The organism is Zobellia russellii, from assembly GCF_018728565.1.
Lineage (GTDB): Bacteria > Bacteroidota > Bacteroidia > Flavobacteriales > Flavobacteriaceae > Zobellia > Zobellia russellii.
In genome coordinates this window covers 365,805-381,862 of the sequence record NZ_JACSOI010000001.1, presented here as the reverse complement: position 1 = coordinate 381,862, position 16,058 = coordinate 365,805, and the positions used below count along the sequence as shown (strand labels likewise).

The following is a 16,058-nucleotide window of genomic DNA, read 5'->3' as shown; positions in this document are numbered from 1 at the left end:
GAGTATGAAAATAACGGAAACCAGCTTAAAAGGCTGTTTTGTAATACAGCCGAGACTGTTTGAAGATGAAAGGGGTTTCTTCTTTGAATCTTATCAGCAAAGGAAATTTGAAGAAATTTTGGGAGAGCAAATTAACTTTGTTCAAGATAACATCTCCGTATCGAAAAAAGGTGTACTTAGGGGCCTTCATCTACAGACTGGAGTTTATGCACAGGCCAAGCTGGTCCAAGTTGTACATGGTGAAGTTATGGATGTTGTGGTGGATTTAAGAAAAGGTAGTCCAACTTTTGGACAGCATTTCAAGCTTAAATTATCTAGCAAAAATAGAATCGCCATTTTTATACCAAAAGGTATGGCTCATGGTTTCATAACTTTAAGTGAAGAAGCTACGTTTATGTATAAGTGTGACGCGTTTTACAATTCAGCTTCAGAACGAGGTGTAATCTATAACGATAGGGATTTGAAGATTGACTGGCAATTCCCTGTGGAGCCGCCTATTATTTCCGAGAAAGATAAACTACTCCCCACCCTTAAAGAGTTTTTCAAATGAAATCCGTAATTGTTACCGGAGCCAGTGGGCAGTTGGGGCAGAGCATCAAAAAGATAGCTTCTGGTTATCCCCAGATAGATTTTACATTCTTTAATTCAACGGATTTAGATATTACAAATACAAAAGCTGTAGAAGAAAAGTTTTCAAATAGAGCGTTTGATTACTGTATTAATTGTGCTGCCTATACTAATGTAGAAAATTCGGAAAAAGAACCTGAGAAGGCATTTAAAGTCAATTCCGAAGGTGTTAAGAATTTAGCGACAGTTTGTAAAGAACTGGGGACAGTCTTGATACATATTTCAACAGACTATGTTTTTGATGGAGAAAAGGGGGCTCCTTATTTAGTTACCGATGCAACTAATCCGATAAATGTGTATGGAGCATCTAAACTAGAAGGAGAACAACATATTCAAAATCTAATGAGCGCTTATTTCATTATAAGAACTTCTTGGCTTTATTCGGAATTTGGAAAAAATTTTTATAAAACCATTTTACAAAAGGCAAGAGAAGGTGCGGACCTTAGTGTGACAGATGATCAGATTGGTTGTCCAACACACGCTGGAAATTTGGCTAAATATGTGTTGGGTTTAATTGCGGGTGAAAGTAAGCATTATGGAATCCATCACTTTACCGATGAAAAAAGTTTAAGTTGGTATGGTTTTGCAGAAGAAATATTACGCGAAAACAATCTGTTGGGAAAGGTACGATTAGAGAAAGCGAAGAATTATCGTACTTTTGCTAGAAGGCCCGCATATAGCGTCTTGAAAAAATAACCGAATTAACTTTCCAATATGTCTACGGATACATTTTTTGCCCACGTAACAGCAGTTGTTGATCAGGGTTGTAACATAGGACCAGGTACTAAAATATGGCATTTTTCACATATTATGTCCGATTGTAAAATTGGAGAAAAATGCAATATTGGTCAAAATGTAGTAGTCTCCCCAGGAGTAGTATTAGGGAACAACGTAAAGGTCCAGAATAATGTTTCGATATACACTGGTGTTATCTGTGAGGATGATGTTTTTCTTGGTCCTTCCATGGTATTCACCAACGTTATAAACCCAAGAAGTGCCATTGTTCGTCGTGATAGTTACCAAGAAACACTGGTTCAGCAAGGAGCATCAATAGGTGCCAATGCAACCATAGTTTGTGGTAATCCATTGGGGAAATATTGCTTGATCGGAGCAGGTGCCGTGGTAACTAAAGCGGTACAGGATTACGCCCTTATTGTAGGCAACCCTGGTAGACAAATTGGATGGGTAAGCGAATTCGGGCATCGTTTGGAATTTAACGAGCAAAATAGTGCCACTTGCCCAGAAAGTAATCAAATATATAAATTGGACGGACAAAAGGTTGTCCGTATAAAATAAAACCATCTACTATTTATGAAGATTGATTTTGCCAACCTAACCAAGGCCTATCAAGAACATAGTTCTGAATTTGAAAAAGCCGTTTTGGATGTTATGTCCTCTGCCCGTTACATTTTGGGAAAAGAAACGGATGAGCTTGAGGCATCTTTACAGGATTATGTGCAAACAGACTATGCTTTGGGGGTATCTTCAGGAACGGATGCCCTATTATTGGCTATGATGGCATTGGGCATTCGTGGGGGCGATGAGATTATCACAACCCCTTTCACTTTTATAGCTACTGCCGAAACTATAGCTTGCTTGGGTGCAAAACCGGTTTTTGTTGATATTGATGAAGAAACGTTTAATATGGATGCATCCCTTATTGAAGGTGCAATAACTGAAAAGACAAAGGCTATTATGCCTGTTTCGCTATATGGGCAAATGGCCAATTTGGATGAAATCAATGAGATAGCTTCCAGACATAATTTAGCTGTAATCGAAGATGCAGCACAGAGCTTCGGTGCCCTCTATAAAGGAAAACGAAGTTGCTCTGCAACAACCATTGGTTGTACCAGTTTTTTTCCAGCAAAACCATTGGGTTGTTTCGGGGATGGAGGAGCGGTCTTTACAAAAGACCAAGAGCTTTATGACAAGATGAAAGCCATGCGTGTTCATGGCCAGGTAAAACGCTATACACATAAGTATATTGGTATGGGTGGCCGATTGGATAATCTTCAAGCGGCTATACTCAACATAAAACTACGGCACTATGAAAAGGATATTGAGCGAAGACAAAATGTGGCTGAAATATACACAGAACAATTAAGTGCCCATGTTTCCACTCCTGTTGTAAAAGAAGATAGAACTTCGGTTTGGGCACAATATACCGTAAGAATTAAAAATAGAGAAGAGATTCAAATGCGGTTGAAAGGGGCAGGTATCCCTACCGCAGTGCATTACCCTATTCCTATGCACCTGCAAGAATGTTTTGCTTATTTGGGTCATACAAAAGGAGATTTTCCAATTAGTGAAATTTGCGCAGCGGAGGTAATGAGCCTTCCTATGAACCCATATTTGAGCAAGGACGAAATAGAATACATAACTTCACATTTGATAAAAAACTTATAGATGAAAAACTTCGCATTAATTGGCGCGGCAGGTTACATAGCGCCTAGGCACATGAAAGCCATTAAGGATACCGGAAACAACTTACTCACCGCTTTTGATAAAGGCGATAGTGTAGGAGTCATTGATTCTTATTTTCCTGATGCAGATTTTTTCGTTGAATTTGAACGTTTTGATCGTCATATAGAAAAGCTCAAATATGAGAAAAACACCTATTTGGATTTTGTAAGTATCTGCTCTCCAAATTATTTACATGATGCCCATATTAGATTTGCGTTGCGCAGTGGTGCAGATGCCATTTGCGAAAAACCATTGGTTCTTAACCCATGGAATGTAGATAAGCTACAACATGTTGAGGAAAAGACGGGGAAGAAAATATATAACATTTTACAGTTGAGAGTGCACCCAAGTATTATTGCACTTAGGGAGAAAGTTAAAAATGCAAATAAGGATACAAAATTTGAAGTAGATCTGACCTACCTAACCTCTAGAGGTCATTGGTATCATACCTCTTGGAAAGGTGATAAGACAAAGTCTGGAGGCATAGCCACTAATATAGGTGTCCATTTCTACGATATGCTTTCATGGATTTTTGGAGATGTACAAGAAAACATTGTACATATTCATGAAGAGGACCGTGCAGCTGGATATCTTGAGTTCGAAAATGCAAGAGTCAAATGGTTCCTTTCCATTAGCGCCAAATATTTGCCACAAGAAATAAGGGACAAAGGTCAAACAACATTTAGATCTATAACCATTAATGGAGAGGAATTAGAGTTTAGCGGTGGTTTTACGGATCTTCACACCATGGTTTATAAAGATATACTTGATGGTAAAGGTTACGGCGTTGATGCCGCCAGAACGGCTATAGAAATCGTTCATAATATTCGTAACTCAAAACCGGTTGGGTTAAAAGGCGATTATCATAAATTTTGTGAAGGGAACTAATTTTTTTAAAGAATAAAGCGATGAAAATAGTAACCGTTCTAGGAGCCCGTCCACAATTTATTAAAGCTTCTTCTTTAAGCAGAGAAATAAAAAAGCGGTCTAATTGCGAAGAGATTATTATACATACAGGTCAGCACTTTGATAAAAATATGAGTCACATATTTTTTGAAGAAATGCAAATTCCTGAGCCAAAATATAATTTGGATATCAATAGCTTGTCTCACGGAGCAATGACAGGTAGGATGCTTGAGGAAATAGAAAAAATACTTTTAATTGAAAAACCAGATTGGTTGGTTGTTTATGGAGATACAAATTCCACTATTGCGGGTGCTTTAGCTGCAAAAAAACTTCATATAAAGGTAGCTCACATAGAGGCAGGACTTCGTTCTTTTGATATGCGGATGCCAGAAGAGATCAACAGAATACTCACAGATCAAATTAGCGACATTCTTTTTTGCCCAACTAACGTGGCTATCAATAATTTGAAAAATGATGGGTTTGATGATAAGGATATAAAAATCTCATTGTCTGGAGACATCATGTTTGATAGCGCTCTATTTTACAAAAGTAAAATGAAACGTCCAGAGGGTATAGAAGAGGGTGAAAATCCAATTTTGGTAACTATACACAGGCAAGAGAATACTGATGATCCTAAAAGGCTCAGAAATATTATTACAGCTTTAAATACACTTTCTGAAGAAGGAAATAAGTTGATATGGCCAATACACCCAAGAACAAGAAAAATTATTGAGGCTCATGGTTGGCCAATAAAATTTAAATGCATATCTCCTGTAGGTTATTTAGAAATGCTGTACTTGATAGAAGCTTGTTCTCTAGTTATAACAGACAGTGGTGGATTGCAAAAAGAAGCCTATTTCTTTAATAAATATTGTCTTACCCTTAGAGATAGTACAGAGTGGGTTGAGCTTGTTGAAAATAATGTAAATACATTAATAAATGTTGAGGATAAACAACTGGTTAACAACATTAAAGGATATTTAGAAAAAACAATAGACAATTCCAACCACCTTTATGGAGAAGGTAATACTGCGGCCATAATCATGGATGAACTTATAGAAAATCAGGCTTAATGAAACAATTGTTTTTGTATGGGTGTCCTTGCTTTGAAGTAACGTCTAAAGAAGTAGCTGAAAATTTCTTATTGACAAAGATTAACGAAGGTAAGGGTGGATATACAGCCGCTATTAATGCGCTAAAGCTTGTATCATATAACGAGGACCCCGCTACAAAGGATGTTATAGACAAGGCAATTCTTCAAACTCCAGATGGTTTTGGAGCACAGTTAGCTTTTAGACTACAGCATAAGAGTAAGGTTATAAAACTGGATCTTCCAGGTTTGGCCATGGAACTGTGTCAAAAGAATAATTTAAGGTTATACTTTTTGGGTACAACCGAAGAAAATAATGCGGCGGCTGTCAAAGAGGCTCAGAGAATATACCCAGGGATAAATATCGTAGGGAACATGAGTGGTTTTTTTGATGGTCAAGGTCAAGTTGAGAAAGAACTAGAGAGAACAAATCCACACATTGTGATGATATCAATGGGATCACCACGGCAAGAAGTACTTAGTGCCAATTTACATAAGAAATTTCCCGGAATTATTTTTGTCGGAAGTGGAGGTAGAATGGACATTTTGGCTGGTAAGTTGAAGAGAGCTCCAGTATGGATGCAAAACAATGGTCTTGAATGGTTATATAGGTTTTTACAAGAGCCTAAAAGAATGTTTAAGGGCCAAATTGTTGGTGGGATCAAGTTTTTTAAATTACTGCTTAAGGGATAGACATTTGCCGAAATCTTATGTGAATAGGATTTCATAAGTACGTTTATGAAGTCTTCTATTTACCTAACATTTGATTACGAGGTTTTTTTGGGTAATAAATCCGGAGGAATAGAAGATTGTTTACTTGTTCCAACAGAAAGAATCTTAAAAATTATAAAGAGTCATAAAGTACCTGTAACTTTTTATGTAGATTTTGGTTTCCTAATTCAATTGAAAAATGAAAACTTCTTAAATCAAATTATTGCTCAATTGAAAGAATTAAGTGATTTAGGGTCTTCAATTCAACTTCATTTACACCCTCACTGGTTTAATACCACTAAAACAGATAGTTGTAAAAGGTTTTATATAGACCAATATTCTCAAACAGAGATACAGGACTTTGTTATAAGATGTTTTGATTTTGCTAATGATAGGATGAAGTTAAAATTTACATCATATCGGGCAGGGAGCTTAAATAATTCCTCACTCTGTAGGCTGGAGTCAACCCTGTTTGAGCTAGGTATTAAGACGGATTCTTCTATGTTAGATTCTGATTTAAAGAAGTTGAGTTTGTTGAGACAATTCAAAATTTCAACTACATTTTACTCACCTGTATTTTATTGGGAATTAACTTATGAACGTTTCTTAGGTAAAACCTCCGTAAGACGCTTTGGTCGGGGAAACTCAAAGCCCATGTCTAATTTCCAAAAAGTTAAGAGACTTTTATTCGGGAGTGTCGATCATTTATCTTTTGACTCAAACAAATGGGAAAAACTAGGAAAAAGCCAATTTAAGAGAAATGAAATAGTAATTCTTAGCCACCCAAAATCAATGAATATGGCTTCACTTGAGGCTATGGACAGATTTATAGAAAAGCATAAAAAGAATATGGATTTTAAATCAATTTAGGTTTGTTAAAGGCAATTCTTTCCCGTAACGTTCTTGGGCTTTATTTGTTTAAATGTATAACTTACTTTCGTTTGAGGGTTTTAAGACTTATTAATAGTAAGTCAGAATCTTTTTTACATTATTTAAAAATTGAAGAGATATTAAGAAGAGAACTCAAGGCAGATGCAAATTGTATTGATATAGGTGCGTCAAAAGGAGATGTTTTAGATTTAATAATCAAAGCTTGTCCTCACGGTAATCATATCGCAATAGAAGCTGTTCCTGTATTTTGTTCTTTTCTTAAGTATTACTATTCAAATAAATCTGTTCATATAATAAATACGGTAATTAGCGAGCAAGAGGGAACTGTCGCTTTTTATTTTGTAGCTAATGAACCGGCAATTTCAGGCGTAACTAGGGTCAATAAACCAGTTCATACATTTAGTGAACTGAGTCTTTGCAGTAGGAATTTAGATTCTTTACTTGTTGAGGATCAAAAAACGCACTGTATAAAAGTTGATTGTGTAGGGAGCGAACTTGCTGTTTTTAAAGGAACAAAACAACTGCTAGAAAGTCAAAAGCCACTTATATTATTTGAATGTACTGCTACACATAACTCTAAGGCAATGGTAAAGGAAATTTATGATCTTTTGATAGGGTTTGGATATAATATATTCTTACTTGAGGCGTACCCCAAACACCAAAATTTAGATTTTGAAAGTTTTAAAGATTCTATTTTCAATCAAAATAAATGTCAATACTTTGCTCAATAATTAAATTTTGTAGCAATAACGTTTCTTAGATATATAATCATTTTGATTAATTATCATTATTTAGTTTGGTTACCAATATATTTGTGGGTCATAATTAAAGAGTGTTATGTTTTTCTCTAAAAGATTTAATCAAAAATTTAGAAATTGATCATCTCAAAATATAAAGCAGTAATTAAGTCTCTATCATGGCTTTGGATGGGTTCTTTGATAGGTAGCGGCAGTAGCTTTCTAATTTATATACTTGTTGCACGAGAAATTGGTCCTACATCTTTTGGAGTCTTTTCTTCAGCCCTGGCAACTATTACCATTTTTTCTTTAATAGCTGGTTTTGGCGTATCTCAATCATGGTTAAAAATTTTTGGAAAAGAGGGGTGGTCAGGAATAAAATGGATAAAACCTTCCTTACAGTTCGTTATTATCACATTAATTTTAATTACAATTTCCTTAACAATATTGGCAAGAATGTCATTTCAAGATGCAGTTTCCTCAAAGATTTTGATGATTTTGGCCTTTTATGTTTATGGTTTTATAGCTGTTGAACTCGTGACTTCTAAATTACAGTTAGAAGAGTCTTATGACTATCTTTCTATTTGGAAACTATCTCCGAACCTTCTCCGCTTGTTAATAATACTAATAAGCATTTATTTATTGAACATTGAGCTTGATGTTTTTAAGATAGCACTTATTTACGCTTCTGTAGGGCTTTTATCTTTAGCTATTTCTATTCCTCATTTTTACAATATGTTGAATGCAAATTTTAAACTGAAAGGTCACGGGAAAAAGAATAATATTGCGGTTGAAGGCGTTAGTATAAAGGATGTTTTTAAAGAGTCTTGGCCTTTTGGTCTGGCTAACTTATTTGCGTTTGTATATGTTCAGAGTGACATAATCATGGTAAAATATATTTCAGGAGACGAACAGGCTGGATTTTATAATGTTGGTTATGTTATTTTGACAGCTATTCTTGTGATTCCAGCAATCTTGTTCGGTAAATTCTTATTACCCAAATACCACAGATGGGCCAATCAAGATATGAATAAATTTTATTCAATATATAAGCAAAGTAATAAAGTAATGCTCGTAGTAGGGCTGGCTGCCATGATATTTATCTTATTGGGATCAAGCACAATTGTTCCTTTGGTTTTTGGAAAAGATTATAACCCTTCTGTGGGTCTTGTAAATATTTTAGCGACTTCTGTACCTATCTCTTTTTTAGCATATAGTGTGGGGGCAACTTTGGTCACAAGTGAACATATGAAATTAAAGGTTGTTTTAATGGGCCTAGTTGCGATTCTTAATATAGCTTGTAATTTACTGTTGATTCCTAAGTATGGAGCGCAAGGGGCTGCCGGAGCTACAGTGGGGAGTAATATTGTTCTGTTATTACTCTATCTTTGGGGTGCAAATAAGAAAGTGTTTACTAGGAATATTGTAGAAAGATGAAAAGTATTTGGAGAAAATTTATAAGATCAAAAGTAAGAGGTCTTTACCGGATTGTTGAAGGGCTTCGAGGGTTTTTGTATGACTATCGCAGGTTTGTGTTATACGGCGGTTGGAAGGAAGATTTAAAAGAGACCGAAACTAGAAATTATAATTTGGCGATGGCTTATCATGGGCTGGAGAAGAGTTTGAGCTATAAGAAACGTAATCCAACGTCTGGTTGGAGCAATGCAGAGCGTGTTTTCCTAAGGTTGAAAATGGCTAATGAGACCGGTGATTTTGGATATCATGACATAGCTGCTAGTCAGGTCTTACATAAGTTTTTGGTTTTGCCAGGAAATATTGAAAAGAAGCGCGCTACTGAAATGCTGGGCTTTATAGAACAGTTAGATCTAGTTTCTGTCGAAGACCATGGTGCTATAGAGAGGTCTTATGAAGATATCACTATGGGTAAATTAGAAAATCCAGAAGCATTTTTCTTAAGCAGATATTCTTTGCGTGAATATAAGGAGAATGGTTTTGTAGATGAGGATACTGTACGTAGAGTTGTAAAAATGGCCATGAAAACACCATCTGTTTGTAACCGGCAGGAGTGGCATGTATATCATACTAAGGACAGAGAAATAATGGATATTGCGCTTAGTTATCAAAATGGGAATAGACCTTTTGGAAAGAAAATTCCAAATTTATTTATCATTGGGATTGATTTAAAGGCTTTTTTTGCGGGTTCAGAACATTATCAACACTGGATTGATGGGGGTTTGTTTTCAATGTCAATAATGTACGCTCTCCACTCTCTTGGAATTGCCTGTTGTCCCCTTAATTGGAGTCAAACTCCTAAGGCAGATAAGGCGATTAGAAAAGCACTGAAAATTAAAAATAATCATACAATTATGATGATGATTGGTTTTGGTTATCCCGATGATGACAATAAAGTGTGTAGCTCAACAAGAAGACCTATAATCGAAGTTCTAACTAATCTAGAGAAGAAATGAAAATAGCTTTAATTACGATACATAATGTCACAAATTATGGGGCCATACTGCAAGCGTACGCTACTAAAATAGCACTTTCTAAATATGGTGAGGTCAATGTAATAGACTATCAAAATGAATACTTGAATAAAAATATGGACAAAATTAGGTTTGAGGTTTCCGTTCATGGATTTAAGATGCTAGTACATGACTTACTCAATTTGCCATGGAGAACACGGCTTTTGTCAAGGTTTAAGCATTTTAATAGCTCTAATTTGAGTTTGACCCCAACTATGAGTGCTAAAGATCTTTTAGAAGGAAAGGTAAATGAATATGATATTTACGTATGTGGTAGCGATCAGATTTGGAATCCGGTTGTGGTTAGTCCAATTGACAAGATAGACCCTATTTTCTTTTTATCCTTTGCACCTGTCGAAGCCAAGAAATTTTCATATGCCTCTAGCATTGGACACCACCATTATACAGAAGAAGAAAAAAAGCAAGTTAAATCCCTATTGGATAGCTTTGCGATGGTTTCTGTAAGAGAAAGTGATGGTAAGGAAAAATTGCAAGAGATATTACCAAGCAGAGAGATTTTTCACGTAGTTGATCCAACTCTTATTCTCCCCCAAAAAGAGTGGTATTCTCTTTTTAATGTTCAACAGAATAATGAAGAATATATTCTGGTCTATTCTGTACCAAGAACAGACCTGATAAAAAAAGCTATTGGTTACTTCTCTCAAAAAATGGGTATGAAAATAGTTGCAATCGATAGAATGTTTTTTCCAATAGGAAAAATTGATAAACACGTGAGAGACGCAGGTCCAAATGAATTTATCCAACTTTTTGCGAATGCAAGCTTCATAATTACCGATTCATTTCATGGCTCATGTTTTTCTGTAAATTTTGAAAAACCTTTTGCTTGTATTTCTGCTAATAAAGGTGCTAATCGTCAAGAAAGCTTATTAAAACTATTGGGTATAGAGAACAGAATAATGTACAAAGAAGAAGATTTTGATCGACTTGATTTGGAGGTTGATTATAGTGAAGTAACTCCAAAACTAGAAAAGATTAGAAATGAATCACTGTCGTTTATTGACGCTGCTATGAAGGTTTAATGAACTAGTGTTTTTTAGATGTTTTTTAACATACATTAGGGCAAACAAAATACCAATAAATACGGCAGACATTCCAGAACCAAAAACATGACCAGCCATGGTTGATATAATTATCAAGATGATTACCATGATGCGTACCAAATTGGCATATGGGTAGTCATTAGATTTCAAAAACTTATTAGCCTGTGTAAGAACAAAAATTAACATTGTAGTAAAAACAGATAAACCCAATATTCCATAGGCAAAGAAAATATCCATTATGTCCATTTCAACAACCTTAGAATTGTTTAAAAACTCAAATTTGGTATGCCCTACCCCAATAATTTTTTCTATAAAATTATAATCATTTATAAAGATATTATAAGAATTCTCTAAAAATACATTCCTACTGGAGAGTATAAATGTCCAGAAATCAAGCTTTTGATAAAAAAACTCTATTCGTACAATGATTGAAGAGTTTTTTATGAATTGCCATGAAAATAGAAGAGCTAATGGTAATAAGCATATTGCACCTGCTAGCAAGGGAATGAATTTTTTTAGTTTTAAGGATTTTCCTTGAAATGGGATACTAAAAAATACTAGCAATATACCAAATATGGCTGTTTTAGAACTAATTGTAAGACCAGCTAAAAGATTTAGGACCAAAAACAAAAAATATTGTTTTTTCAATTCTTTATTCCACAGCTGAAATGCGATTATAGAACAAAGAATAATTAAAAGAGCGGATATTTCATTACCGGCATAGAAGAACCCTTTACTGCCCATGCCGCCATTTTTGTAAGCTGGATACCCTAGACCTAAATATTTAACAAAAATGTTTAAAACTAGTATTAAGTACGACACTTTTACTAAGGATAAGGATAGGGGGTAAATTTTATCTCTTGAATGTTTAAAAGCATTTACGAAGAATAAAAAGCAAATAAATGGCGTAATATATTTTGTAACTTTAATCAAATCCAAGAAAACTGAGCTACCTTCAGAGTCGTGTAGAATTTGATATATACTGGGAATTAAGAGTAATAATGTTATAATTAGCGTAGAAATTAATAACCTTACAGTAAATAAAAAACGAATTAACAAACAAAGTGTTATTACTAGTTTGTAGAATTGCCCAAAAGATATTGGTAAGTTAATTCCATTCATTAGCAATATACCGTTGATCATATCAACAGGTAAGAGTGCGAACATAAGAATAATTATGAAAGTATCTATCGTGACTAATTTGAGCATCAAACAGAGTAAATTGTATGTGCGATAAAAGTAGTATTATTAATGTAACTTCTTGCTGTTGTATTAGGATTTTGAAGGAGGTACTTTTGTCTCTTAAGGATGGGCGGTAAAATATATTATAAAGAATTGGTGACGGATAATTTTTCTTCAATTAAAAACCTTAGCGGCACGGGGTTCTTTTTATTTGCTTTTTTCCTCCCACTGCATACTGGTGTAAGCAATCTTTTTCTAATTATTTCTTTTGTTATTGTTCTAGTTAATGTATTTGATCTAAAACGGAATGAAAAATCTTATTTTAAAATTAGTAAATGTAAGATTCTTTTTTTCACACCTTTCACCTTTTTTTTCTTACATCTAGTAGGTTTAGTTTATTCTGAAAATCCTACTCTTGGATTATCATATGTTGAGAGAAGCTTATCCTTTTTTTTAGCTCCAGTAATATTACTTTTTACAACTCAAGAAAATATTGAGTATTTAAAAAAATCTCTGTCGAAAGGTTTAATTGCAGGGTCTTTGATTTCCATATTAATATTGATTACATTAAACCTCTATCATTATTTCTATAATCAGAAACTCTTTCATATCGGCACTGATTTATTTGACTATTATCATACCTATCTTAAGTTTACAGAGCCCTTAAATCAACACCCTACTTATCTAGGTGTGTACTATTTGATGGCAATCGTTTTAGTTGGGGACGTTGTACAAAGAAAATATTTTAAGTATTTTATAATAGCTACGTTTGGCTTAGGTTTTCTTTTCTTAAACTCACGTATAATTTTTGCAATGCTTTTTTTAGTTGTGTTTTACTATTTTGTGAAAATGATTAAAAACATAATTGTAGAAAGGAGATACTTAAAACTTTTTTATATTTCCATTATATTTTTAATTGGTTTTACGATAATAGTTCAGGTTATTTCTAAAAGTTATATTGGTTCACGAATTAAGAATATTTATGACTTTGAACTTTCTTCAGATACGAAAGTGAAGTTTAATTCTCATTCTTCTTCCAATCCTCGAATGGCAAGATATATTTCGGCAGTTAAACTAATTAAGAAAAAACCATTGTTGGGGTATGGTACAACTGGAGAAAAGATTAAATTAAAGCAGCAGTTTATAGAGGATGGCCTGGGAATTGCGGCTAAGCAAAATTACAATAGCCATAATCAATATTTGGGATTTACAGTCCGTTATGGAGTAGTAGGTTTAGTGTTTCTTATATTCTTTTTTTGTAGTAATTTTTATCTTGCTTGGTCCGTAAAGGATAAACATTATCTATTTCTCGTAACTCTAGTGGCATCTATTTGTCTTGTTGAGAATTATTTTGACCGTAACTTTGGAATTACTTTCAGCGCGGTTTTTTTTACGATTTTTTCTTATCAAATTTTAAAGAAGGAAAAGGTTTAATTTTTTTGTTAGAACTAAATATCTATGAGTCTTTATCTAATCTCTAATATGTACCCTTCTCAGGAAGGTTTACGATATGGTATTTTTGTAAAAAGATTCGAGGAAGCTGTTCAAAAACGGTATAATGTTAAACGGATTGTACTAACAAAAAAAAAGTCTTTTACGAGTAAAATATTTGGATATAGTATCCTTTTCCTTAAGATAATCAAATTGTACTTTGTCGTAAATAAAAAGGATATTGTGTACGTCCATTTTCCTACGTATGTATCGCTGTTTCTCTATCCTTTTCTTTGGAGGAAGATTCCATTAATAATTAATTTTCATGGCAGTGATGCCGTACCTGACTCATTTCTAAAAAAACATCTAATTTCAGTATTGGGACCGATTGTTCAGAAATGTCAACAAATAGTTGTCCCATCTAAATCGTATCAAAATAAGATTAAAGTAATGTTTGGTGTTGAAGAAAAAAAAATCTTCATTTATCCTTCAGGAGGTATTGACTCAAAGGTTTTTTACCCGTTAAAAAAAGAAACAGAGAAGTTTACTATTGGTTTCGTTTCTAACTTTGTTGCATTAAAGGGGTGGTCTGTTTTTCTTGAGGCACTTAATATCATTGAAAATGATGGCGTTTTTTTGGATTACGAAGCAATAATGATTGGTGATGGACCAGATATGCAAAAAATTAGAGATGAGATTAATCGAGCTAAGTTAAATGTTAGACTCATTAAAGGAATGAATCAATCAGAATTGGTGAAAATGTATAATTCTTTTGATGTTTTTGTGTTTCCTACTTACAGGGAAAGTCTTGGTCTGGTTGGTCTAGAAGCAATGATGTGTTCCGTGCCGGTTTTGGCAACTGCTGTTGAGGGGCCTCTTGAATATATGGTTGATGGTTATAATGGTTTTCTTTTTGAAAGGGGTAATAGCAAACATTTAGCAAGTAGATTGATAGAATTTAATTCGTTGTTGCCTTCTGAAAGAACTGCAATGAAACAAAATTGTATTGAAACATCAATGAAATATGAAAAGGATTTTGTTAGTGTAGAATTGTTGAATGTTTTAAGCAATATAAACAATTAGTTTTTTGAATCTTTAAGAGTTATATGTTGGGTATTAGTACGTATATTTTTAATTACCTTTAGCGCTAGTTAAATATATCATACTTTGTATTTTCTAGAAACAGCCATACTATTATTTATAGGTTCTTTTTTATTAACCTATTTGACAATCCCCAAAATTATCATAGTTGTCGAATTCAAAAGGTTAATGGATGATCCCAATCAAAGGAGTTCTCATAAAATGAAAACTCCAACTTTAGGAGGAATAGCTTTTTATTGTACTCTAATATTTGCTCTTTTCTTTATAAGAGATAGGGACTTGTTTGATGAGGCAATGTATATGATACCTGCTCTTACCGTACTCTTCATAATTGGGTTAAAAGATGATTTAGTTGTTATCTCTCCAGGTGCTAAACTCTTAGCGCAGGTTTTTGCTATCTTTTTTATTTTAATAAACCCTAGTTTCACTATCCATTCTCTAAACGGCTTTTTGAATATAAATGAAATACCATATTACCTCTATTTAATCATTGCCGGGTTTATGATGATTACGATTATTAATTCTTATAACCTTATTGATGGTATTGACGGCTTGGCATCTGTTGTGGGTATCGTAATTATGGTAATTTATACGACAATATTTTACATGACAGGTGAGTATTTCTTTGCTTTAATAAGCATTACTATGAATGCGAGTCTTATGGCATTTTTAGGTTTTAATTTGTCTTCGGATAAAAAGATTTTCATGGGAGATACGGGGTCACTTATTGTGGGGTTGATTATTAGTATACTAACGTTAAAATTCTTGGCCCTACGACCAACAGTTTATACAGAATTACCATTTCTCCTTGAAAATGCGCCTTTAATAGCTATTAGTATTCTTATTGTTCCTCTTTTTGATACGGCTAGAGTTTTTGCAATAAGAATAGCCAATAAAAAGGGGCCTTTTTCTCCAGATCGTAATCATACACATCACGTTTTAATTGATTATTGGGGGCTTACACATAAACAGGCCAGTTTTATTATCGGCTGCTTTAACTTGCTTTTTGTAATGTTATTTATAGTATTGGGGAGTACGGCAAAGAATTTAGGAATGGTAATCATGCTGGTTTCTGTAGTCATAGTCTTGGGGTACATCTTTTTCAAATACAATTATAGTTTTGCTACTTTAAAGCAAAAAATACTTTTAAAAAGAAAAGTAGACCGAATAAAATCCAAGGTAGAAGAATCCAATCTTTCTAAAAAGAAAAAGGACCGACTGAAAACAGGAAATAAAGATGGACAAATAGAAGGGTAGAGTTTATTCAGTGGACTAGTATATATATTAGTGATATGCTTGAGGAATAGATAAGTTAAAAAGTTCTTTTGTTTTTTCTGGCAATAATATGTTTTCCATACCTTAAATTCCACTT

At 33.9% G+C, this 16,058-nt stretch carries 16 protein-coding genes; 15 read left to right on the top strand and 1 reads right to left on the bottom strand.

Translation table 11 applies throughout. From position 1 onward, the window contains the following. Positions 1–4 precede the first annotated feature (4 nt). The 12 genes from rfbC (at position 5) to H9565_RS01650 (ending at position 10,951) form a co-directional block, all read left to right on the top strand. Positions 5–550 carry a dTDP-4-dehydrorhamnose 3,5-epimerase gene (gene rfbC / locus H9565_RS01705; RefSeq protein ID WP_215436711.1) on the top strand — a complete coding sequence of 182 codons (546 nt, stop codon included), beginning with the start codon at positions 5–7 and terminating at the stop codon, positions 548–550. Then, positions 547–1,323, top strand: coding sequence for a dTDP-4-dehydrorhamnose reductase (rfbD, locus tag H9565_RS01700; RefSeq protein ID WP_215436708.1), 777 nt, complete (start codon positions 547–549; stop codon positions 1,321–1,323). Before rfbC ends, rfbD begins: the two co-directional genes overlap by 4 nt. Positions 1,324–1,341: 18 nt before the next feature. After that, complete coding sequence (locus tag H9565_RS01695; protein ID WP_215436705.1) at positions 1,342–1,923, top strand: acyltransferase; 582 nt, start codon at positions 1,342–1,344, stop codon at positions 1,921–1,923. 15 nt (positions 1,924–1,938) lie between these two features. Beyond that, complete coding sequence (locus H9565_RS01690) at positions 1,939–3,033, top strand: DegT/DnrJ/EryC1/StrS family aminotransferase (protein ID WP_215436702.1); 1,095 nt, start codon at positions 1,939–1,941, stop codon at positions 3,031–3,033. Further along, positions 3,034–3,978 carry a Gfo/Idh/MocA family protein gene (locus tag H9565_RS01685; protein WP_215436698.1) on the top strand — a complete coding sequence of 315 codons (945 nt, stop codon included), beginning with the start codon at positions 3,034–3,036 and terminating at the stop codon, positions 3,976–3,978. Positions 3,979–3,998: 20 nt separating this feature from the next. Next, the gene (gene wecB, locus H9565_RS01680; RefSeq protein ID WP_215436695.1) at positions 3,999–5,069 is read left to right on the top strand and encodes a non-hydrolyzing UDP-N-acetylglucosamine 2-epimerase; all 1,071 of its coding nucleotides are present in this window, start codon (positions 3,999–4,001) and stop codon (positions 5,067–5,069) included. Next, a complete protein-coding gene (locus H9565_RS01675) occupies positions 5,069–5,779 on the top strand; it encodes a WecB/TagA/CpsF family glycosyltransferase (RefSeq protein ID WP_215436693.1) in 711 nt (236 codons plus the stop codon). The genes wecB and H9565_RS01675 overlap by 1 nt, the downstream gene beginning before the upstream one ends. A gap of 45 nt (positions 5,780–5,824) precedes the next feature. After that, complete coding sequence (locus H9565_RS01670) at positions 5,825–6,667, top strand: polysaccharide deacetylase family protein (RefSeq protein WP_215436691.1); 843 nt, start codon at positions 5,825–5,827, stop codon at positions 6,665–6,667. A gap of 2 nt (positions 6,668–6,669) precedes the next feature. Beyond that, positions 6,670–7,419: an FkbM family methyltransferase gene (locus tag H9565_RS01665; protein WP_215436689.1), complete on the top strand. Its 750-nt coding sequence runs from the start codon at positions 6,670–6,672 to the stop codon at positions 7,417–7,419. Between the two features lie 144 nt (positions 7,420–7,563). After that, positions 7,564–8,862: a flippase gene (locus H9565_RS01660; RefSeq protein WP_215436687.1), complete on the top strand. Its 1,299-nt coding sequence runs from the start codon at positions 7,564–7,566 to the stop codon at positions 8,860–8,862. Further along, on the top strand, positions 8,859–9,854 hold the full coding sequence (locus H9565_RS01655) for a nitroreductase family protein (RefSeq protein WP_215436685.1): 996 nt from the start codon (positions 8,859–8,861) through the stop codon (positions 9,852–9,854). The genes H9565_RS01660 and H9565_RS01655 overlap by 4 nt, the downstream gene beginning before the upstream one ends. Next, a complete protein-coding gene (locus H9565_RS01650) occupies positions 9,851–10,951 on the top strand; it encodes a polysaccharide pyruvyl transferase family protein (RefSeq protein WP_215436683.1) in 1,101 nt (366 codons plus the stop codon). Before H9565_RS01655 ends, H9565_RS01650 begins: the two co-directional genes overlap by 4 nt. Here H9565_RS01650 and H9565_RS01645 read toward each other — a convergent pair. Then, positions 10,916–12,139 (bottom strand): O-antigen ligase family protein, encoded by a 1,224-nt coding sequence (locus H9565_RS01645; protein WP_215436680.1) that lies wholly within the window; start codon positions 12,137–12,139, stop codon positions 10,916–10,918. The two genes, H9565_RS01650 and H9565_RS01645, sit on opposite strands and share 36 nt — an antisense overlap. A gap of 141 nt (positions 12,140–12,280) precedes the next feature. Between H9565_RS01645 and H9565_RS01640 the strand changes: the two genes are divergently transcribed. The 3 genes from H9565_RS01640 to H9565_RS01630 all read left to right on the top strand — a co-directional run bounded on the left by H9565_RS01640 (position 12,281) and on the right by H9565_RS01630 (position 15,943). Beyond that, the gene (locus H9565_RS01640; RefSeq protein WP_215436677.1) at positions 12,281–13,588 is read left to right on the top strand and encodes an O-antigen ligase family protein; all 1,308 of its coding nucleotides are present in this window, start codon (positions 12,281–12,283) and stop codon (positions 13,586–13,588) included. Positions 13,589–13,612: 24 nt separating this feature from the next. Next, positions 13,613–14,668, top strand: coding sequence for a glycosyltransferase family 4 protein (locus H9565_RS20220; RefSeq protein WP_317195426.1), 1,056 nt, complete (start codon positions 13,613–13,615; stop codon positions 14,666–14,668). 84 nt (positions 14,669–14,752) lie between these two features. Beyond that, positions 14,753–15,943 carry a glycosyltransferase family 4 protein gene (locus H9565_RS01630; protein WP_215436671.1) on the top strand — a complete coding sequence of 397 codons (1,191 nt, stop codon included), beginning with the start codon at positions 14,753–14,755 and terminating at the stop codon, positions 15,941–15,943. The last annotated feature ends 115 nt before the right edge of the window (positions 15,944–16,058 follow it).